This is a genomic window from Mixta sp. BE291 (assembly GCF_031457955.1).
GTDB lineage: Bacteria > Pseudomonadota > Gammaproteobacteria > Enterobacterales > Enterobacteriaceae > Mixta.
In genome coordinates this window covers 222671-243123 of record NZ_JAVDXN010000001.1, presented here as the reverse complement: position 1 = coordinate 243123, position 20453 = coordinate 222671, and the positions used below count along the sequence as shown (strand labels likewise).

Genomic DNA, 20453 nt, shown 5'->3' with positions numbered 1-20453 from the left:
TTATTCACTATTCTTTTTCTCGCAAACGGTTGGCATTTCAACTTTCTGGCGTTAACCTGAGGCTTCATTTCGCTTTTCTTGAAGCTTACGGACCTCTCACATGTTTGAAAATATCACTGCTGCACCCGCCGACCCTATTCTTGGCTTAGCCGATCTTTTCCGTGCCGATGACCGCCCGAATAAAATCAACCTTGGCATCGGCGTCTATAAAGATGAAACCGGGCAAACGCCGGTATTAACCAGCGTAAAAAAAGCCGAGCAATATCTGCTGGAAAACGAAACCACAAAAAACTATCTCAGCATTGATGGTCTGGCTGACTTTGCCCGCTGCACCCAAACGCTGCTGTTTGGTCAGGATAGCGCGATTGTTAGCGCAAAACGCGCCCGCACCGCACAGACGCCAGGCGGGACCGGCGCGCTGCGCGTGGCGGCTGATTTCCTCGCGACGCAAACCAGCGCAAAACGCGTCTGGATCAGCAATCCAAGCTGGCCGAACCATAAAAACGTCTTCAACTCCGCTGGCCTTGAAGTTTGCGAATATGATTATTATGACGCGGAAAGCCATCAGCTCGATTTTGATGCGATGCTGGCCAGCCTGCGCGGCGCCAAAGCGGGCGATGTAGTGCTGTTCCATGGTTGCTGCCATAACCCAACCGGTATCGACCCTACTGCAGAACAGTGGTCACAGCTGGCGGAGCTGTCAAAGGCGAGCGGCTGGCTGCCGCTGTTTGATTTTGCCTACCAGGGCTTTGCCCGTGGTCTGGAAGAGGATGCGGAAGGGCTGCGGATTTTTGCTGCCAGCCATGAAGAGCTGATTGTCGCCAGTTCATACTCTAAAAACTTCGGCCTGTATAATGAGCGCGTAGGTGCCTTTACGTTGGTTGCCGCCGAGGCCAACGTTGCCGATACCGCCTTTAGCCAGGTTAAATATACTATCCGTGCCAACTACTCTAATCCGCCTGCACATGGCGCGGCGGTGGTTGCCACTATTCTTGGTAATGATGCGCTGCGGGCGATTTGGCAGCAGGAATTAACGGATATGCGTCAGCGTATTCACCGTATGCGTCAGCTGTTTGTTAATACGCTGCAGGAAAAAGGCGCCAACCGTGATTTCAGCTTTATTATTCGCCAGAACGGGATGTTCTCGTTTAGCGGCCTGAATAAAGATCAGGTGATTCGCCTGCGTGAAGAGTTTGGCGTTTATGCGGTGAACTCAGGACGTGTTAACGTTGCGGGCATGACGCCAGATAATATGGCTGCGCTGTGCGAAGCGATCGTGGCTGTTTTATAACGCGTTGCCACGTTGCCAAAAAAATGGGCCTGCAGGCCCATTTTTTATTACGCGGCTAGATTAAAAACGGATTACTGATACGTTCCCGGCCCAGGGTGGAGATCGGCCCATGACCTGGAATAAAAGTAATATCATCGCCAAGCGGCAGCAGCTTATTTTTAATCGCATCGATCAGCGCCTGATGGCTGCCCTGTGGGAAATCGGTGCGCCCGACGCCGCCATTAAAAATAACGTCGCCAGAAATTAATAACCGCCCTTCACGATGGAAGAAAACAATATGACCCGGCGTATGGCCCGGACAGTGCAAAACTTCCAGCGTCGCCTTGCCTACCGTTACCGTTTCCCCCTCTTCCAGCCAGCGATCGGGCGTTAACGGCGCGCATTCCGCCAGACCAAACATCTGGCTTTGGGTAGGAAGCGCTTCCAGCCAGAAGGCGTCCTGCTTTTGCGGCCCGATAATCGATACGCCATAATAAGCGGCCAGCTCAGCGGCAGCACCGACATGATCAAGGTGACCATGGGTAAGCAGTATCGCGCTCACCGTAACCTTCTGCGCGTCTACCTGCTGCTTAATCAGCTCTGCATCGCCGCCAGGATCCACCAGCGCCGCCTGATGCGTTTCACTACACCAAATCAACGAGCAGTTCTGCGCGAAGGCCGTTACGGGAATAAGGTGATAATTCATAAAGCTCCGTGACCCGCGCCGCTGGCGGGTATTCTCTGCATTACCAGTGGCGCACTGGCCCGGTATCAATATGCACAAAGTTACTACGTGGGTAATATCCTACACCACCTGCGCGCATTTTTAGCGCCGCTTTGCGTATATTGCTCAGAGAAATCCCATCAATATGGAAATCCATTGCCTGGCCAAGCGTATGATAGCTATGTTTCGCCACGCCGCTGCTTTTACTTTTGCCGCGCAGCATATTGTTGGTGGCTAACGAGCGATAGCCCGAAATAAGCTGAATCGGTTTATTATTTTCGAGCATCGTTTGTAATCGATAAAGCTGATCAAACAGCGTGGGGTCGATATTCTTAATTTTATTAGCCCGATAATCGCGGAAAAAATGATTTAGCCGCACCAGCTCATCTTGATCGTAATTTTTCCCGTTAAAAAACTCGGTCTTAAGCGTTTCACCGGTATGCAGATTATTAAGCGTAAGGACGCGGGGACGAGAGGTCGAGACTGAGGCAAGAGCTGAGCCGGGAAGCAGCGCAAGCCCTGCTGCCGCACCACCAAAAACCAGCAGCTTACGACGTTGTAAATCAAAATTAGCCATAAATTGCGTTTACCTGAAAAAAAGAAAGCGAACCGTGCAAAAAGTACACAAGCCCGCACCTTAACCGTCACTCTGGGTAACGTCAAGGTGGTAAACGGCAGGAATGTGAAGATAAACGTTAATAGAGCGATTAACCCGGCTCGCTGCCATAAAGGAGAGCCGGGAAAAGCGTTCATGAATCAACTATTAAAGCAGCAGCTGGCCCGCCTGAGCCAGAATACGCGTGCCTGACTGCGCGGTAGTATCGTAATTGTAAATATCTGTGCGGAACTGTGTCATGCCGTCATCGGCTACCCAGGCGGTAAGATAAAACAAATTAACCGGAACCCGATGGCGAACAGGCACATAGCGCGTATCGCCCTGCTCCAGGCTGCTGGAAATACGTGCGTTATTCCACCCCGCGTCCTGCAACAATAAATTAGCCAGCTCCGAGGCTTTATTTACCCGGACGCAACCTGAACTCAACGCACGAATATCCTTCTGGAAAAGATTATGGTTTGGCGTGTCATGTAAATAGATCGCATCAGAGCTGGGCATATTAAATTTAAAACGCCCCAGCGAATTATGCGCGCCCGGTGCCTGACGTATGCGATAGGGGAAGGTCGCCGCCGAAACCATACTCCAGTCAATCATGGTGGGATCGATAACTTCCGCATCATTGCTCCAGCCGGAAAGCAAGGTATAGCCATGTTGATACAGATAAGCGGGATCGCGTTTAACTTTGGGAATAATATCCTGCCGCACCAGCGTGGTAGGAACATTCCACGGCGGATTAAGCACCACATTATTTAACGCGCTGCGCATCAGCGGCGTTTTACGATCCGGGCGGCCCACAATCACGCGTGAGGATAAAATTTTATTGCCGTCCGCGTAATAGACCAGCGAATAGTTAGCGATATTGACCATGATGCCATTGCGCATATCATCCGGTAGCAGCCGTAAACGCTGGATGTTAAGCGCCAGCAGCGAAGCACGCAGCTGCGGCGATACGTTTAGCCATTGGCGCGTACGTGGGCCAATCGCCCCATCCGCCTCCAGACCTTGCCAACGCTGAAAACGTTTTACCGCTTCAACCAGCGCAGGATCGTAAACATTGTCATTGGTCGCTACGGGCGATGAAGCCGCCACGTTGCCCGGATTCTCCGGGACAGCGGCAGACATATCCGTCACATTGGTCGCGGAAGGGCTGACGGCAGCCGTCTGACGATTATCCGCCGCAGGCGCATCGTCATCAGGCGCGGGAGCATCATTGGCGGCCGACAACATCCCGGTACGCTGCAAAATCTCTTTTAGCGCCGGAACATCATCGCTGATCTGTCCAGGACGCAGCGTCTGTTTATCCTGCAGCTGCGGCCATGGCTGATTATCCGCCAGCAGCTGCTTCAACGCCTTATGCATGCGGGCATACTGGGGATGCTGCGGCACTAACGAATGAACAAAATTGCCCAGCTGTCCGGCGTCCACCGCCGTCAGCCATTGGTTGGTCACCGCCAGCGGCGGCAGCGCCATTTTGTAAGGCACCCGACTATAGAGCCAGCTTTCACCCTGCTTTGGTACACTGGCGACAAACTGCAGGTAGCCCAGCATCGCGTCAGATAACACGATATCGCGCGCCATACCGGTAATGCCGGGATCCGTTAGCTGTTCTACCCATTGGGTAAACTGCGGCTGAACGCCGGAAATCGCCACTTCCGCCAGCTGCTGCTGGAATTGCCGCACCGCGTCTTTATCCTGCCAGACAGGCTGCATGTGACGGGCGGCGTAGAGGGATGCCAGCGTGCCGGTGTAGAAAGGCTTCACGCCCTGTGGCAATGCGGCCAACATTTGCTGTTGTCCTGCGGCCGCACTCATGGTTTCGCCGGCCCTTTCTACCGGCACGGCGGTAATGATCGCCGCCCCGGCGGTGGCTGCCCCCAGGCTGATTGCAACAACGCAAGCCAGCGTAGTGTGTTTTAGTGCTTTATATGGTGCCAGCAACATCCTTGCCCCCTGCCTGCTGTGGCTCACGGAGAATAAACCATCAGGTTTGTTAATTTATTATAATACGTATATAAACGAACAACGGCATTTGTCTCATAGAGCAAATGCCGTTGATTAGATTAAACGCGGGGCAACATTTTTACTACATTTATACCTGCGTTTTTTCATCCTCCGACTGGCCCTGCTCCGCGTGCGCTGGAGCCGCGCCCGGAAGTGGATCGGCAGAGAAGCCTCTCAGCCCCACCACATGCACATGCTCGGTATTGTTAAACACTTTACGCACCAGTTTATAGGTGGTGCCTTTTTCCGGGCTGATATTTTCCGGCGCGGCGATAATCAGCTGCATCTCCAGACGTTCGCAAAGCTCAAACAGCGTAGCGATCGATTTGGCATCAAGACGCGCGGCCTCATCGAGGAACAGCAGGCGACACGGGCTGATATCCTTGCCGCGCAGGCGACGCGCTTCTTCTTCCCAGCTTTGTACCACCATCACCAGAATCGACATCCCGGTACCGATCGCCTCGCCGGTTGACAGCGCCCCGCTTTCCGCACGCAGCCAGCCATCCGAACCACGGTTGACCTCTACCTCCATTTCCAGGTAGTTACGGTAATCCAGCAGCTCTTCGCCGATGGTTTGCGCCGTGCGCTGTCCCATATCGATCTGCGGGTTCAGGCGCTGCCACAGCTTCGCCAGCGCCTCTGAGAAGGTCAGGCGGTTGCTGTTAAACAGATCCTGATGCTGCTCATGCTGCTCCGAGAGTACATCCAGCAGCGTGGCATGGCTTTCGCGCACATTTACGTTCAGACGTACGCTACGCACTTGACCAAAGCTCACGCTCTGCAGACCCTGGTTCAGCTGACGAATGCGGTTTTGCTCGCGCTGAATGGTCTTGCGAATAATATTCGCCACGCTGCGCGAACTGATAGCCAGCATCTGTTCGCGAGCGGTCAGCTCTTCCGTTAGACGGCTAAGCTCGATTTCCATCTGCTCAATCGCTTCCACCGGATCGTCGGTACGAATAATATCCTGCCGGATACGTTCGCGCAGATGCTGATAAACGGCGATAAAGAACTGAATTTTACGCTCAGGACGTTTGGGATCTTCGGAAAGACGCAGCACATCACGCAGATGTTCATTATCGGCCACCGCCAGACGCAAGGCGCCCAGCGCCTTATCCGACATGGAGCGCAGCTCATCGCCGCCCAGATAGGCCAGCTCGCGGCGGTGTAAGCGGCGCTCGACGCCGTTATCTTTCACCATGCGCATTACCGCGCACCAGCCCGCTTTGGCGCTGACCACCTGCTCACGGCTGATATGATAATCGCGCTCCAGACGACGCAGTTTTTTCTGCAATCCATCCATTTCCGCTTCACAAAATGTCAGCTGTTTTTCCAGCTGATTGCGACGCAAGCGGTTGTGGCTGAGCGCATTATGCAGTTCATCCCGACGGATTCTGGCGCGCTCTTCGGCGCTGGAATCGGCCTGAACGCCGATATCCTGCATCTCTTGCTGCAGCTCTTTCAGCATATCGCGCTTGGCATCGTACGCGCTTTTTAACGAGGCCAGAACCTGCGAATATTGCGTCAGCTTCGCCTGATGCTCGCGCAGGCGTTCACGTGCACGTGCGCGTTCCGCTTCCGCCTGCTCCAGACGCTGGCGCAGTTTTTCATTCAGATCGCTGGTGCCGGTGAGCATACCGGCGGAATCTGCATAGCTGAAATGGGCGCGACGCTGCACCACTTCAGTCAGCGCAAACGCCTGCTGGCGGGCGTCACGCTGCACCTGCTGCGCCTGCTGATAATCGGCTTTTAACTGCTCGTGCTGCTGCGGATCGCTCTGCAACACCGACAGCAGCGGCTCAAGACGCGTCAGATGGTTGTTATGCTGTTGAACAAAGCGTGCCGCCTCCTGCGCTTCACTCATTAATTCACGCAGTTCTTCGCAGCGATCCGCCAGCGTTTCATCCAGCAACAGGCTGACGCGCGGCATCAGGCGGTTCAGCTGGGCGACGCCCTCTTTGGCCTGGTCAAACTGCTGACGCTGCTGCTGGTTTTCGCTTTCGTGCGCGTTCAGGGCACGTTCGATTTCACCACGGCGCGCGTTCAGCTGGCGAATTTGCGCTTCCGGATCCTCTTCAAACGCCACCGCCAGATGGCTGCCGATAAAGCGGCTAAAGGATTGATGCAGGCGCTGGGTTTTCTGCACATCAAAAGAGAGCGTGGCGTAGGTTTCCGCCAGCTGCTCACGTTCGGCATGCAGCAGCTCCAGCTGCTTCTCACGCGCGGCGCGGCCAAACAGCGGCACCTTAGGAAAGCGCGAGTAACGCCACTGACGCTCGGCAACCTTGACCACCACCGCTTTTTCCAGCTCTTCGGTGCTGAAAACGCTGTCGTCAAAAGATTGCGGATCCCCTTCGATCAGGTAGAGATCTTCCGGGCACTCCTCCAGCCCATCCAGCTGCTCACGAACCAGCGAGAGATCGGGCACCACGATGGCATGGCGCGACGGCCCATACAGCGCCGAGAAGTAAGGCGCATCTTCCAGGGTGACGTCGTCGTAAATTTCTGACAGCAGCACGCCGCCGAAACGTTCGGCCAGCGCATTCAGCCGCGGATCTTCAGAGCCGCCAGGCTGGCTTAAACGCTCGATTTGCTGTTCCGCTTCCCGCTTACGCGCCGCCACTTCATCGCGCTCGACGGTGGTTTCGCGTTCGCGTTCCAGCAGTTGCTGCATAAACTCGGTAACCTGCTGGCTGTTTTCCAGCGGTTGGCCCGTCTGTTCGCTAAGCTGGGTCAGGATCTCCTGGGCCGCCAGCCAGTGCGGGGCGCGAGCGGTAAGCTGGCTGATGCGTCCACGCAGCTGCTCCAGCTCCTGACGCATCATCATGCGCTGCTCGCCAGCGTCGGCGACGCTCTGCGACAGCTGCTCGATGCGCGCTTCCAGCTCATGCTGCAGCGCTTCCAGCTCATGCGCTTCATACTGCTGGCCCTGACGCTTGCAAAACTCGTTCAGCAAGCGCTCCGCTTCGTACTGCTCGCGCAGGCGCTGTTCCATTTCCGACAGGCGCATGCGCAGCGAGGCCAGCTGCTCGGCCTGATGACGCTGGTTAGCGGCATCACGCAGCAGCTCGCGTCCGGTTTGCCACGCTTCACTGCGGCTGACCGGTCCGGCAATTTTGTTAACCAGTTCAAACGCCTGTTCAAACTGGCTGTGTGCCGCTTCGGCCACGCTCATTTTCTGCTCAAGCATCAGCAGGGTTTCTGTGGCTTCTTGCTCACGCGCCTGGAAGGTTTCCTGCCACGCTTCCGCGTTATCGATCGTCAGCTCAGGCAGACGGCAAAGATCCTGGGCGCGCTGCAACGCCTGCAACGCCTGCTGATACTGAATCGCACGCGTTTGCTGTACATCCAGCGCCTGCTGATAATCTGCCAGCTGGCTTTTCAGCTCATCGACTTCCAGCTCGGCCGCTTCGCGACGCGCTTCGTTTTCGTCCTGCACTTCGCGCGCTTCGGCCACCACCTCATTCTGCTCTTCCAGACGGTAGGTCAGCTCATCGATATCCGCTTCGTAGCGTTCGATTTTTTCCTGCTGACGCACCGCTGTCTGCACCAGGTTCAGGTGGTCGCTGGCGGCCTGATAATCGGTTTCCAGATCGCTTTCCGCCGCGCTGTGCTCCGCCAGCTCACGCGCCATTTCCACGTGGCGGTATTGCTCAGCGGCCAGCTGTTTACGGCTGGCGAAAAGGTCATTACGCAACGCCAGCGCGCCGTCGAGATGGATACGGCGTTCATTGGCGTGACGCATATAATCCGCCGCCACGTAGCTGGTGGCTTCTGAGATCAGATGCTTAAACAGATCGCGGTCGGACTGGGTAACGCGAATCGCTTCCAGCGTCATGCGGTTCTCACGCAGCGCCGCTTCCATATCCTGAAACGCTTTACGCACGCCGCTGTTTTCCGGCAGCAGGTAATCACGCAGCGAGCGGGTAATGGCGCTGGAGATACCGCCATACAGCGAGGCTTCAATCAGACGATAGAACTTGCTGCGATCGCTGGCCGAGCGCAGGCGACGCGCGACCACGCCCAGCTCAAACATCAGGCTGTGGTAATCGATAATCGAGTTGTACTGCTTAAACTGCACCCCTTCCATCGCCTCAACGCGATCTTTCAGCTCGTTAAGCGGTAAGACGCGCGCCTGGCGCGTGCCGACGGTTTCCGTCAGCATTTCAGTGGGATGCACCGCCGTGGGCAGGCCATGAATACTGAATGGACGAATATCGACTTTTTTATCACGCCCGGCGACCTGTTGCAGGCGCACCCCAACCACCACGCGCTGATGGCGCGAGTTGACCACGTCCAGCACCGAATAGCAGACGCCCGGACGCAGCTTACCGTGCAGCCCTTTATCACGCGATCCGCTGGTGGAGCCCGCCTCGGTGGTGTTACGGAAATGCAGCAGCGTCAGATCGGGGATCATCGCCGTGATAAAGGCCGCCATGGTGGTGGATTTACCGGCGCCGTTGCCGCCTGACAGCGTCGTCACCAGGTTATCCAGCTCAAACGTACGCGCAAAAAAACCGTTCCAGTTAATCAGCGTTAGCGAGCGAAATTTTCCGCGTTCAATCATTCCTCTTCATCCTCCGCCATATCTGCCTGGCGCTGCTGGCTATCCGCCTCTTCTTCGCGGTTTTCCGCTGTTTCCAGCATCATGGCTTCGCCGATACGAATCATGCGCAGCTGCGCTTCACGCGGGTCGTCGCCGCTGCGCACGTCGGCGCCAAAGCGAAAAACGGATTCCATAATGCGAAATTTACTGCTGTCGTTGCCCATAAACCACACCATGCCGAGACGGCGCAGACGGCTCAGCGACGCGCGCATTTTCTCTTGCAGCTTTTGGCGATCGAGATCGGAGCCGGTAGAACGCTGGTTCACCACTTTCAGCAGTTTACTTTCATCCGCCAGGCTCACCAGCTCGTCATACAGCTCCTGCTGGGTAAAAATCCCCTCGTTTGCCAGGCGTTCCGGGCTGAGATAGAGATAGCAGAGGATTTTTCCCACCAGCATATCCAGCTCAGAAAGCACCGAGCGCGGGATCAGCGTCGTGGAACGCGGACGTAAATAGAAAAAACCTTCCGGCGCGCGCACCAGCTCAACGTTATAGCGCGCATAAAACTCTTCCAGATATTCCTGGTAATCCATTAAAAAGGCATGGTTGTCCAGCTCTTCAATGCCGATATGTCGTCCCGCACGCAGCTGGCTGTCCAGCGCGGGAAAAAGCGGATTCGCCAGTGCCTGCGCCATTTTAACTGGCATCACTTGTTCAATATTTGTCGATGACATGTGCCTGCACCTTGGCTCCGTAATCATTAATGGGCTGCCATTGCGCCGGCAACCCGGAAAAATCAGCTTCCGCCACGCCTAAACGCACCGCCTGATCGATGACGATGCGCGCCACGTCAAAATGACGCGCCCGTGGATACTGCGCCAGATACTCCCGCACCACCTCGCCGAGGTTAAGCGGTCGGTTTTCCGTTTTGTAAATCTGCAGCGCTTCTTCAATCATCGCTGCAAGCTGTTCACGGATTTCATTAAATTCTTCATATTCCAGCTCTGAAGGCAGCTCGCCGGTTACCTCTTCGTCACGCAGCGTCATCTCTTCGTCACGCATATCGAACAGGCGATCGGCATTGGCCCAGGTCAACGCCCAGGGGTGGTCAAAATAGTTCTGCACCGACTGACGTAAGCGCTGGGCAAAGACGCGGTTTTTATCCATGTCGATGGCGGTACGGATAAATTTATGGACGTGCCGGTCATAGCCGATCCACAGGTCGATCGCCTGCTGGCCCCAGCTGATAATACGATCGAGTTTGTTTTGCAGATCGAACACCAGCTTATCGACGAAACCGAGATCCGGACTGCCGAGCGTGGCATCCTGAATACGCAGCAGGTTGGCTTGCAGTTTGTCGCCCGCCGCTTCCAGCGTATCCTGCAGCTCACGCAGCGTGCCGGAGGTTTCTGAAAGCAGCAGTTCACAGCTGGAAATGGCGGCACGCCAGTCCTGATTAAGCAGCGCAGCGATATCGTTTTTCACCGACTGCTGTTGCTCATCCATCAGGCGCTGGGTTAAATCGATGCTGTCGAAAATCTCCGCTACCGAGTATTTCAGCGGCGCAAAGACATTGCGGTGCCAGTGAAACTCATCGCCATCTTCATCCGCCGCATCTGCCGCCCGTTTCAGCTCCTGAGCAACGATGGAGAGCTGCATGGAAAGACGCAACGTCGAAAATTCGCGCTGGCGGATATAGTAATCGGTGATGCCGATCGCCAGCGGCGTCAGGCGATAGATAGCGTTGCCATCCGCCAGTTCGCTGGTAAAGCGATTAAGCAGGCGCTGACGCACCATATCGTTGATCGCATTGTTGGCGCGCACCACAACGGTTTCATGGGTTTGCTCAAAGGCGTCGCTGACGTGACGAAACGCGTCGATCAGTTCGCCTTCGCTCATTTCCCCGTCCATTCGCTCGCTGTTTAGCGTGGCGATAGCCAGCAGAAACGCCAGACGTTCGGTGGGTAACGAAACGGAAAAATCGTTTTTCCGCGCCCAGGAGACCAGCTCCGGGACGGTCTGGGAAAAATCACTCATAGTAGGTCCTTCGGGCCGGGTTTGCGCGCCGTGACATGAATATAACGCCCCAGGCTGATAAAGGGTTCCTGACGGCAATATTGGGTTTCTAATGCCAACAGCCGATCAAATTCATCTATTCTGCGTTGTTTGTCGTGCATGTAATCGTGAAATACCCGAATGCCGGCGCGGCGTTCAATAATGAAGCCGCAGGATTGCAGCCACTGATAAACCTGTTGGGGATCGCGCGGGTAATCAGGCGAAAGCGTTTTCTTTTTGCCTTTCTTCATGCCAACTTCCAGCCAGCCAAAATTACCGTGCGCCGCCGTACTTAATATCTGCCCGTGCAGGTTGAAAAACATCAACGATAAGATGCCGCCCGGTGCCAGCGCGTCGTACAGCGTCGCCAGGATCGCTTCTGGCTCGGCGACCCACTCCAACACAGCGTGAAACAATACCAGATCCGCTGGCTTATCCAAGTATTGCGCGACCTGCTGCGCGCTAATTTGTTCAAACTGCATGTTGGCCAGCACATTCTGCTGCGCGGCATAGTCACGCGCGTGCTGTAGCATTTCAGTGGAAATATCGCACAGCAACACCTGATGGCCGCGCGCCGCCAGCCCGCAGGCGATTTGCCCCTGACCGCCGCCAACATCCACAATGTGCAGCGGCCGATCCGGCAATGTTGCCAGCAACGCATCCAGCTCCTGCCACAGGATTGCCTGACGAATACGCCCTTTGGTGGTACCGTAAATGTTTTGCGCAAATTTAAGGGCAATATCGTCAAAGTTACGATCCTGCATGCCTCAGCTCCGGTGCTTGCTGTTTCTGGGCGCCTATTTTGTCACACCCCGCAGCAGAATGAACCTTTGATGCAGAGTCTGGCTATCAGATGATGTTTTTTCGGACAAAAGGAATGTGTATTGATGTTTTTTACCCTAAAAAAAATTGTTGGCGGCCTGTTGCTGCCTTTGCCGCTGCTGCTTTTGGTGATGGCGCTTGGGCTTTTGCTGCTTTGGTTCTCCCGCTGGCAGAAAAGCGGAAAAATTATTGTTTCCGCCGCCTGGCTCATGCTGTTTGCTTTGAGCCTGCAGCCGGTGGCGGATGGCCTGCTGCGTCCGCTGGAGCAGCGCTACCCAACCTATCATGCCACCGATCCGGTGGGCTTTATTGTGGTGCTTGGCGGCGGCTATACCTGGAATCCAGCCTGGGCGCCCAGTTCAAATCTGATCGGCAACAGCCTGCCGCGCGTCACCGAGGGGGTAAGGCAATGGCGGCGGCATCCTGGCGCTAAAATGATCTTTACTGGCGCTGCGGCCTCAACCAATCCGGTCAGCAATGCTGCCGTAGCGGCGCGGGTTGCGATCTCTTTAGGCGTGCCGCCTGCGGATATTATCCAGCTCGATCGGCCACGGGATACGGACGATGAGGCGCTGGCGGTGAAGCGGATCGTTGGGCAACGCGCTTTTTTGCTGGTGACCTCGGCGAATCATATGCCGCGCGCCATAACCTTTTTCCATCATCAGGGCTTAATGCCGATTGCTGCTCCGGCTAATCAGATGGCGATCGACTCGCCGCTAAACGGGTGGGAAAAAGCACTGCCCGCGCCGATTTGGCTCAGTCATAGCGAACGCGCGGTTTATGAAGGGTTAGGCACACTGTGGCAGAGCCTGAATGGGAAAACCACGACGGATGAGACGACTTCGCAGCAGGCCGCGCCCTTAAGCGATCAACGCGAGTAGATGGCTGGCAAACCCCTCAGGATTTAATCACGCATTGCGCCCGGGTCGGTTAAGGGAGAAACCCGCAGGTTTCTCCCTTAACCGACAAGCACGATTTAACGTAACGCTTCTCGCACGCGGGCCAGATCTTCAGCCGTATCGACGCCCGCTGCGGGCGTGGTTTCCGCCACATCGACATGGATTTTTTCGCCGTACCACAAGACGCGTAGCTGCTCCAGCAGCTCGATCTGTTCCAGCGCACTGGGTTCCCAGCTGACATAGCGACGAATAAACCCTGCCCGATAGGCATAAATACCAATGTGACGCAGCAGGCTGGTGCCAATGCTGTCGCGCGACTGCGCAAAGCGCTCGCGATCCCAGGGAATAGTGGCGCGCGAGAAATAGAGCGCATAGCCCTGCGCATCGCGTACAACCTTCACCGCGTTAGGATTAAATGCCTCTTCCGCATCGGTAATCGGCACCGCCAGCGTAGCCATACCCGCCTCAGAACCGGCCAGGTTGTGTGCAACCTGACGGATAATGCCCGGCGGAATTAACGGCTCATCGCCCTGCACGTTCACGATGATAGCGTCATCGGCAAACTGGTAGCGCTCGATGACTTCGGCCAGCCGCTCGGTGCCGGACTGATGATCGGGGCGCGTCAGGCAGACTTCGCCACCGGCCGCCGTTACGGCTGCCGCCACGTCAGGATGATCGGTCGCCACTATCACACGATCGGCGCCGGATTGCAGCGCGCGCTCCATCACATGCACCACCATCGGTTTACCGTGAATATCAACCAGCGGTTTACCAGGTAAACGCGTTGAGGCAAAACGAGCCGGAATGATGGCGATAAAACTCATGGATGTATCTCGTCTGCGGATAGCGTGCGGGCTTCGTTTTCCAGCAGCACCGGAATGCCGTCGCGCACCGGGTATGCCAGGCCATCTGGCTTGCAGATAAGTTCCTGCTGCTCTTTGTTGTAGTAGAGCTTGCCGTTACAGACCGGACAAGCAACGATTTCAAGTAAACGGTGATCCATGTTTCCTCCGTAATGGACCGAAGCCTCAGGATGGCAAGCATAACACAGCCGCGGAATGGGCGATAACCTCAGGCGTCATTCCGCAGCGACCAGCGGCTGCCGGTGAGCGATAACAGCTTAGCAGGCCCTTTTTCGATGCTGACCTGCTCCGCGCCCTGCCAGCGGGCAAAGCGTTCGATGGCTTTACGCAGATCGCTCGCCAGCCCGGCGCCTACTCGGGTCGTCTCTTCCAGCCACAGATTTTTAATCTGCAGGCAGCCTTCGCGGCGCAGCATTTTTGCATCCAGCCGCGCTTTTAATGCGCCACGATGCAGCAGCGGCAAGGTGAAATAACCATAACGCCGCTTTGGCGCTGGCGTATAACACTCCAGCCGATAGTTAAAATCGAATAATGCCTGCGCACGGCGACGATCCCAAACCACCGGATCAAAAGGAGAAAGAATAGCGGTGTGTGTGGCATTAAGTGGCTTTTCCAGTAACGCCAGCCCGGCATGATGCAGCCACATCTCGCCCAAATGTTCTACGCTGACCGGGACGATAAAGCCCTCTTCCTGCCAGCGCGCCAGCACCGCTTTCAGCGCCACGCGTTTTAAGCGGTAATAGTCCGGCAGCCACTCGGCGCGAAACAGCCCCAGACTGCGGGCGCTGTTGCGCAGCATCTGTTCCTGCGCCGCCTCTTCGCTGAGCATGTGCAACGCATCATCCCACGCCGGCAGCACCCGCTGACGTAGATCGTAAATGCGCTGAAAATTTTGACGGCCAATAACCATCAGCTCGCCAGCGGTAAAGAGATTTTCCAGATGGCGCTTATGCGGCTTCCATGACCACCAGCCCGGTTGATGCCCGGGTGCCGTGGCGAAATCCGCTGAGCGTACCGGGCCGTGCGCGGCGATATGCTGCAACAGGTGCGCCACCTCGTCGGCATGCTCCGCCATCCATGCGGCGCTGTATTTCCAGCCCATTTTTTCCGGCTGCAGCATGCGGTGACGCAATAACGGGTAATCTTCAGCAGGAATAAAACAGGCTTCATGCGCCCAATACTCAAACAGGCTACCCGATGCCAGCGCCTGTTCCAGCCAGCCAGTGGGATAGTCGCCCAGACGACTAAACAGCACCAGATAAGGGCTACGTGCGACAACATGAATAGTATCGATTTGCAGCAGCGACATGCGTCTGATGGTCGCCAGCAGATCGCTGTAGGTGGCATGGCGTTTAGGCGGGTTTAGCAAGCCCTGCGCCGCAAGATGCAAATTGCGGGCGGTTTGTATGGAAAGAGAAACGGGTGCCATCAGCTTTTCCTTCTATTCAGATAGCACCAGTGTAGTGGCTGCGCTCAGCGCCGTTAAACCGCTAGCGGCACAGCGCAATAATTTTTTTCAGTAAAGGCTCGGCAGCGGCGGATAAGCGTGCTTCAACCGGTAAATACCACCAGTTGTCATGCGCAAAAGCCCGGCATTTTACCGCGTCTTTTTCCGTCATGATTAAGGGTTCATTGGCCGGCGTCAGCGCCGTTAAGCTTGCTTCGCTGTAAGCCTGGTGGTCGGCAAAAGGTACGGTCTGAGCCACCTCAACGCCATGCTGGCGCAGCGTGGCGAAGAAGCGCGGCGGATGACCGATGCCCGCCATCGCCACCACTGGCGATAAGGCGGACGCTGGAGAACTGACGCCCGTTTTCAGGTTTATCGCCTCGCCTGGCTGTAGCGCCATGGCAATTTCGCCTTCTGCCGCCGCGCCGCCGTTAACAATCACGGCATCAACCTGCTTCAGACGGCTGGCACGCTCACGCATCGGGCCAGCAGGCAGCCACCAGCCGTTGCCGAAGCGCCGCTCGCCATCCACCACGACAATTTCTGTATCGCGTGCCAGCGCGTAATGCTGTAGACCGTCATCGGTTACGATCAGATCCAGCGGCCCGGCGGCCAGCAGGGCTTTCACGGCATCGCTACGCACCGGCGCGACGGCAACCGGTGCGCCGGTGCGCTGAGCAATCAGCACCGGCTCATCGCCCGCTTCCTGCGTCGAGGTCGCCGCGTTCAACAGCAGCGGATAATGGCTGGACTTACCGCCATAGCCGCGGGAAACCACGCCCACGCGCAGCCCGCGCTGCTGAAGCTGCTCCACCAGCCAAATCACCACCGGCGTTTTGCCGTTACCGCCAGCAGTAAGGTTGCCTACCACCACTACCGGCACCGGCGCCCGCCAGGCGCGACGCAGACCCAGCCGATAGCTAAGCCGGATCAGGTTGGCGATAAGCCCATACAGCAGGCTGAACGGCAGCAGCAGCAGATACAGCGCCGAGCGGCCGCTCCAGATGCGCTCAATCATTGACCAAACTGCATCTTATGCAGCTGCGCATAGGCGCCGCGCTGGCTGAGCAGCTCATCATGCGTACCGCGTTCAATGATCTGTCCGTCTTCAACCACCACGATCTCATCCGCTTTTTCGATAGTAGAAAGGCGATGGGCGATAACCAGCGAGGTACGATTTTTCTGCAACTCATCCAGCGCCGACTGAATAGCGCGCTCAGATTCGGTATCCAGCGCCGACGTTGCTTCATCCAGGATCAATACCGGGCTGTCACGCAACAGCGCGCGAGCAATCGCGATACGCTGGCGCTGACCGCCTGAAAGCAGCACGCCGTTTTCACCAATAATGGTATCCAGGCCGTTGTCCATTTTGCGGATAAAGTCCATGGCATGCGCCATTTCAGCGGCTTTTTCGATCTCTTCGCGGCTGTAAACATCGTTACGCGCATAGGCGATATTGTTGGCGATGGTATCGTTAAACAGATGCACATTTTGCGAAACCAGCGCCACCTGATTACGCAGGGAACGCAGCGTGTATTCACGCAGATCGTGACCATCCATCAGAATTTCACCCTGCTGGATATCATAAAAGCGCGTCAGCAAGCTGGCGATGGTGGATTTACCTGAGCCAGAGCGCCCAACCAGCGCCACGGTTCTGCCTGCCGGAATATTAAGATTAATATTACGCAGCGCCGGAACATCACGGCCAGGATAGCTGAAGGTAACGCTACGGAATTCAATATCCCCTTTCGCCCGTTCAACTTCACGCGTACCGGTATCAACCTCCTGCTGGCTGTCGAGAATAGCGAACAGCGTCTGGCAGGCCGCCATGCCGCGTTGAAACTGCGCATTGACGTTGGTTAATGATTTCAGCGGGCGCATCAGCGCAATCATGGAAGAAAACACCACGGTAATGGTGCCTGCCGTCAATGTTTCCATTACGCTGGGAAAGCTGGCGGCGTACAGGACAAAAGCCAGCGCCAAAGAGGCGATCAGCTGAATAATAGGATCGGAAATGGAGGAGGCAGAAACCAGCTTCATTCCCTGGTGGCGCATGCGGTTGCTGACTTTATCAAAACGCTTTGCTTCGACATCCTGCCCGCCAAAAATCAGCACTTCTTTGTGGCCTTTCAGCATCTGCTCAGCGCTGGTGGTGACCTGCCCCATGGTGTTCTGCATATTCTTGCTGATGCTGCGGAAACGCTTGGAGACGGTACGAATCGCCATTGAGACAACCGGCGCCAGTACGATCAGAATCAGCGACAGCTGCCAGCTGTAATAGAACATCATAATGAACAGGCCGATAATCGACGCGCCTTCGCGTACCACGGTAACCAGCGCGCTGGAAGACGAAGAGGCAACCTGTTCAGAGTCATAGGTGATGCGTGACAGCAGCGTCCCGGTGGACTGCTGGTCAAAAAAGGAGACCGGCATTCCCATCATGTGTGAGAATAAACGGCGACGCATATTCATCACTACATTACCTGAAACCCATGAAATACAATAGCTTGAGGCGTAACTGGTGACGCCGCGAACCAGCATCAGACCAATAACCGCCAGCGGCATCCATATTAAGACCGACTTATCGGCTTTACCAAAGCCTTCATCCAGTAAAGGTTTCAGCAATGACAGCATGAGGGTATCGCCTGCCGCGTTGATGATCAGCGCTACGGCTGCCACAATCAGTCCCGCTTTATGTGGTGCGATCATCGGCCAAAGGCGACGAAAGGTCTGCCATGTTGAGAGATCTTTATCTTGATGCATTATTTAACCAGCATTGTTTGAAATAGCCGCTTATTTTACCTGGATTCACCCTCTACGCCAAACCACTGATGATACCAGCGGGGCATTATTTGTTCTCTTAACCCCTTGACTTGCCATCCATCACGATAAAAAGCCACGCTAAGCTGCCCGGAATGTGCGGTATCACGCCACTGATAGCCATTTTTACGGTAGCGCTCCATAACCTGGGCAGAGGGCAAACGCCAGGCGTTATAACGCGCTACCGAAGCCAGCGCCAGGCTGCCTTTAACGTTGCGTAACAGCACGGCAGTGGATGACGTTTTACTGCCGTGATGCGGCACCTGGATAATATCGGCCTGTAACGCTGCACGATCGCGGCGCAGTAAGGCTTGCTCAGCTTGCGCCTCTAAATCTCCCGTTAACAATAGTCGGTAGCGACCATCATCAATACGCAGCACACAAGAATCGTTGTTATGACCTTGCGGGCTGGTTTCCAGCGGCCAAAGTACCTTAAAATTCAGCGCCTGCCATTGCCATTGCGTACCTGCAACGCAGGGTTGATGAGCCAGATCGGCGAGCGCACTGCGTAACCTTGCTTCAGGCCAGGCGTGCTGCATATCGGTTAATCCTCCGATATGATCGAGATGCTGATGGCTGATAATGATTTCATCTACCAGCAGGCCGTGCCAGTTTAACCAGGGCAGCAGACTTTGTTGGGCGGCGCTCCCGCCCGGCCAGCGGTTGCCGGTGTCATAAACCATGGCGTGGCCGTTACGCGAGATAACCATTGCCAGCCCATGACCGATATCTATCATATCCAGCCGCCATTCAGGCTCCTCGCGCGTGAGATGCCACAATACAGGCAGGCAACAGGCGGCGATTAATGCTGTCGGCGTACGTCGCCACCCGTCCAGACGAAAGGCGATCAAAAGCAGCCATACGATAAGGCTGGCGACCAACGATGCCTTTCCCAGTCCTAACCACCCTTGCGGCAGCAATGCTAACAGCGAGAAGATCAGTGCCAGCGAGCGATCCGCTATCCACCAGAACGGTAAAGCAAGTCCGTTAACCGGCATCACCGTCGCTAACAGCAGCGCCGGAACCGTAATAAAAGAGACCACCGGTATGGCAAGGATATTCGCCGGAAGCGATGTCAGGCTTATGCCATGAAAAATAAAAACCTGGATGGGAATCAGTAACAGCATCATCCCTAATTGCAGATGGGCTAGCTGTAAAAGCATCCAGCGCTTTCGATAGCGCCAGCGGGCAGGCAAGGGAAACCAGCGAAACCAAAATAGCAAAATGGCTACGGCGCTGACTGAAAGCCAAAAACTGTCCGACAATACTGCTATAGGATCAATAAACAGAATGCCGCCAAGACAAATCAGCCAAATCTGCCAGCTGCTGCAGTTGATGCTCTGCAAGCGCACCAGCGCCCATAATGTTAACGCGGTCATCGCCCTGATGGATGGCGGACTGCTTCCCGACAGCCAACAATAGGCTGCGGCTACGCCAAGGCTAAACAATAACGGCAACGGATAACGTATACGCCATGCTGGCAACAAAAATTGAAATGCTCTTGCCGCCATCCATCCCAACGAGGCGGCCAGCCCGATATGCATACCGGAAATCGCCATTAAATGCGCAATGCCGGTATCCCTTAGCAGCGCGCGTGTTTCAACAGTCACTCCTTGTCGATCGCCAAACAGTAAGGCGGTCATGACGCTGTGCCAGGAAAAATGCTGATATTGCTGCTGAGCATAATTAATCAGCCGCTGACGCCATGAACAACTTTGACTGAGCGGGCTGGCGGCAAGCAGCCTGCCCTGCAACGGCGTGTTGTTCGCAAGGGCGAAACGCTGGGCGTCAAAACCGCCCTCATTTAACCGTGCATGTATCGGGCGCAGACGGAGCGTCATTTTCCACTGCTGCCCCGCGCACCATTTTTCCGCAAATTTTTCCGCCGTTAAGCTGGCATGAACTGGAGGAAACAGCCGCTGATTATCATGCTCAACTATTTTAACCACCAGCCGCCCCTTGTCGTGCAGCACCTGGGTAATTTCGGTACGCACGTCTATGGCCCTTGCGGATAAGGCAGCGATCGGTTCGATGGCCTGGCGCGCGGTCAACAATGCCCAGACCAGCAGCACGCCGCCGATACCTGTATAGCGCAAAGCCCGCTGCGGCAGCAGCGTCAATGCCAGAGCCGCAACAAGCACCATGACAAGGCTGCGGTGTTCTGGCAGCTGCGATAAAAAAAGCAAAGGAAGCGTCGCAAACGTAGTTAACAAAGCCAGTACGGGAAGAGGATATGGCATGAGTTCATCCTTAGAAACGAAGGACAAGTATGCCGAATGGATACGTTTAGCGCAGAGGTGGCGGAGGGTATCGGAAGCGATGGCGCAAAGAGATTTTATTGTTTACATGCGTTGGTATTTTGTTGTGAACAGGCGCGCATTCGCTGAATT

15 protein-coding genes are annotated in these 20453 nt (G+C 55.7%); 2 read left to right on the top strand and 13 right to left on the bottom strand.

From position 1 onward, the window contains the following. The first annotated feature begins 100 nt into the window (after positions 1–100). On the top strand, positions 101–1291 hold the full coding sequence (locus tag J2X14_RS01035) for an amino acid aminotransferase (protein ID WP_352409369.1): 1191 nt from the start codon (positions 101–103) through the stop codon (positions 1289–1291). Positions 1292–1346: 55 nt separating this feature from the next. On the opposite strand, the gene J2X14_RS01030 is transcribed toward J2X14_RS01035, so the two are convergent. From J2X14_RS01030 to cmoM, 7 genes are all read right to left on the bottom strand, one after another. After that, positions 1347–1976, bottom strand: coding sequence for an MBL fold metallo-hydrolase (locus J2X14_RS01030; RefSeq protein WP_352409368.1), 630 nt, complete (start codon positions 1974–1976; stop codon positions 1347–1349). A gap of 40 nt (positions 1977–2016) precedes the next feature. After that, the gene (gene mepK / locus J2X14_RS01025; RefSeq protein ID WP_352409367.1) at positions 2017–2571 is read right to left on the bottom strand and encodes a peptidoglycan L,D-endopeptidase MepK; all 555 of its coding nucleotides are present in this window, start codon (positions 2569–2571) and stop codon (positions 2017–2019) included. A gap of 186 nt (positions 2572–2757) precedes the next feature. Further along, on the bottom strand, positions 2758–4551 hold the full coding sequence (ldtD, locus tag J2X14_RS01020) for a L,D-transpeptidase (protein ID WP_352409366.1): 1794 nt from the start codon (positions 4549–4551) through the stop codon (positions 2758–2760). Positions 4552–4699: 148 nt separating this feature from the next. After that, a complete protein-coding gene (gene mukB / locus J2X14_RS01015; protein ID WP_352409365.1) occupies positions 4700–9178 on the bottom strand; it encodes a chromosome partition protein MukB in 4479 nt (1492 codons plus the stop codon). Continuing rightward, positions 9175–9891: a chromosome partition protein MukE gene (gene mukE / locus J2X14_RS01010; protein ID WP_352409364.1), complete on the bottom strand. Its 717-nt coding sequence runs from the start codon at positions 9889–9891 to the stop codon at positions 9175–9177. Before mukE ends, mukB begins: the two co-directional genes overlap by 4 nt. Continuing rightward, positions 9872–11194 carry a chromosome partition protein MukF gene (gene mukF / locus J2X14_RS01005; protein ID WP_352409363.1) on the bottom strand — a complete coding sequence of 441 codons (1323 nt, stop codon included), beginning with the start codon at positions 11192–11194 and terminating at the stop codon, positions 9872–9874. The genes mukE and mukF overlap by 20 nt, the downstream gene beginning before the upstream one ends. Continuing rightward, complete coding sequence (gene cmoM / locus J2X14_RS01000) at positions 11191–11976, bottom strand: tRNA uridine 5-oxyacetic acid(34) methyltransferase CmoM (RefSeq protein WP_352409362.1); 786 nt, start codon at positions 11974–11976, stop codon at positions 11191–11193. Before cmoM ends, mukF begins: the two co-directional genes overlap by 4 nt. 123 nt (positions 11977–12099) lie before the next feature. Between cmoM and elyC the strand changes: the two genes are divergently transcribed. Beyond that, positions 12100–12915, top strand: a complete 816-nt coding sequence (gene elyC, locus J2X14_RS00995; protein ID WP_352409361.1) for an envelope biogenesis factor ElyC — start codon at positions 12100–12102, stop codon at positions 12913–12915. Positions 12916–13010: 95 nt separating this feature from the next. On the opposite strand, the gene kdsB is transcribed toward elyC, so the two are convergent. The 6 genes from kdsB to J2X14_RS00965 all read right to left on the bottom strand — a co-directional run bounded on the left by kdsB (position 13011) and on the right by J2X14_RS00965 (position 20303). Beyond that, entirely contained in the window at positions 13011–13757 is a 747-nt protein-coding gene (gene kdsB / locus J2X14_RS00990) for a 3-deoxy-manno-octulosonate cytidylyltransferase (protein ID WP_352409360.1), read from the bottom strand. Continuing rightward, the gene (locus J2X14_RS00985; RefSeq protein WP_038627028.1) at positions 13754–13936 is read right to left on the bottom strand and encodes a Trm112 family protein; all 183 of its coding nucleotides are present in this window, start codon (positions 13934–13936) and stop codon (positions 13754–13756) included. The genes kdsB and J2X14_RS00985 overlap by 4 nt, the downstream gene beginning before the upstream one ends. Positions 13937–14004: 68 nt before the next feature. Further along, positions 14005–15225 carry a winged helix-turn-helix domain-containing protein gene (locus J2X14_RS00980; RefSeq protein WP_352409359.1) on the bottom strand — a complete coding sequence of 407 codons (1221 nt, stop codon included), beginning with the start codon at positions 15223–15225 and terminating at the stop codon, positions 14005–14007. Positions 15226–15286: 61 nt separating this feature from the next. Continuing rightward, entirely contained in the window at positions 15287–16261 is a 975-nt protein-coding gene (lpxK, locus tag J2X14_RS00975) for a tetraacyldisaccharide 4'-kinase (protein ID WP_352409358.1), read from the bottom strand. Continuing rightward, positions 16258–18006 carry a lipid A ABC transporter ATP-binding protein/permease MsbA gene (gene msbA, locus J2X14_RS00970; protein WP_352409357.1) on the bottom strand — a complete coding sequence of 583 codons (1749 nt, stop codon included), beginning with the start codon at positions 18004–18006 and terminating at the stop codon, positions 16258–16260. The genes lpxK and msbA overlap by 4 nt, the downstream gene beginning before the upstream one ends. A 35-nt stretch (positions 18007–18041) precedes the next feature. After that, positions 18042–20303, bottom strand: coding sequence for a ComEC family protein (locus J2X14_RS00965; RefSeq protein ID WP_352409356.1), 2262 nt, complete (start codon positions 20301–20303; stop codon positions 18042–18044). Positions 20304–20453 lie beyond the last annotated feature (150 nt).

What these genes read in the sequence shown, in the direction of transcription:
- J2X14_RS01035 (WP_352409369.1), top strand. Translation starts at nt 101, where the DNA reads ATGTTTGAAAATATCACTGCTGCACCCGCCGACCCTATTCTTGGCTTA.
- J2X14_RS01030 (WP_352409368.1), bottom strand. Translation starts at nt 1,976, where the DNA reads ATGAATTATCACCTTATTCCCGTAACGGCCTTCGCGCAGAACTGCTCG.
- mepK (WP_352409367.1), bottom strand. Translation starts at nt 2,571, where the DNA reads ATGGCTAATTTTGATTTACAACGTCGTAAGCTGCTGGTTTTTGGTGGT.
- ldtD (WP_352409366.1), bottom strand. Translation starts at nt 4,551, where the DNA reads ATGTTGCTGGCACCATATAAAGCACTAAAACACACTACGCTGGCTTGC.
- mukB (WP_352409365.1), bottom strand. Translation starts at nt 9,178, where the DNA reads ATGATTGAACGCGGAAAATTTCGCTCGCTAACGCTGATTAACTGGAAC.
- mukE (WP_352409364.1), bottom strand. Translation starts at nt 9,891, where the DNA reads ATGTCATCGACAAATATTGAACAAGTGATGCCAGTTAAAATGGCGCAG.
- mukF (WP_352409363.1), bottom strand. Translation starts at nt 11,194, where the DNA reads ATGAGTGATTTTTCCCAGACCGTCCCGGAGCTGGTCTCCTGGGCGCGG.
- cmoM (WP_352409362.1), bottom strand. Translation starts at nt 11,976, where the DNA reads ATGCAGGATCGTAACTTTGACGATATTGCCCTTAAATTTGCGCAAAAC.
- elyC (WP_352409361.1), top strand. Translation starts at nt 12,100, where the DNA reads ATGTTTTTTACCCTAAAAAAAATTGTTGGCGGCCTGTTGCTGCCTTTG.
- kdsB (WP_352409360.1), bottom strand. Translation starts at nt 13,757, where the DNA reads ATGAGTTTTATCGCCATCATTCCGGCTCGTTTTGCCTCAACGCGTTTA.
- J2X14_RS00985 (WP_038627028.1), bottom strand. Translation starts at nt 13,936, where the DNA reads ATGGATCACCGTTTACTTGAAATCGTTGCTTGTCCGGTCTGTAACGGC.
- J2X14_RS00980 (WP_352409359.1), bottom strand. Translation starts at nt 15,225, where the DNA reads ATGGCACCCGTTTCTCTTTCCATACAAACCGCCCGCAATTTGCATCTT.
- lpxK (WP_352409358.1), bottom strand. Translation starts at nt 16,261, where the DNA reads ATGATTGAGCGCATCTGGAGCGGCCGCTCGGCGCTGTATCTGCTGCTG.
- msbA (WP_352409357.1), bottom strand. Translation starts at nt 18,006, where the DNA reads ATGCATCAAGATAAAGATCTCTCAACATGGCAGACCTTTCGTCGCCTT.
- J2X14_RS00965 (WP_352409356.1), bottom strand. Translation starts at nt 20,303, where the DNA reads ATGCCATATCCTCTTCCCGTACTGGCTTTGTTAACTACGTTTGCGACG.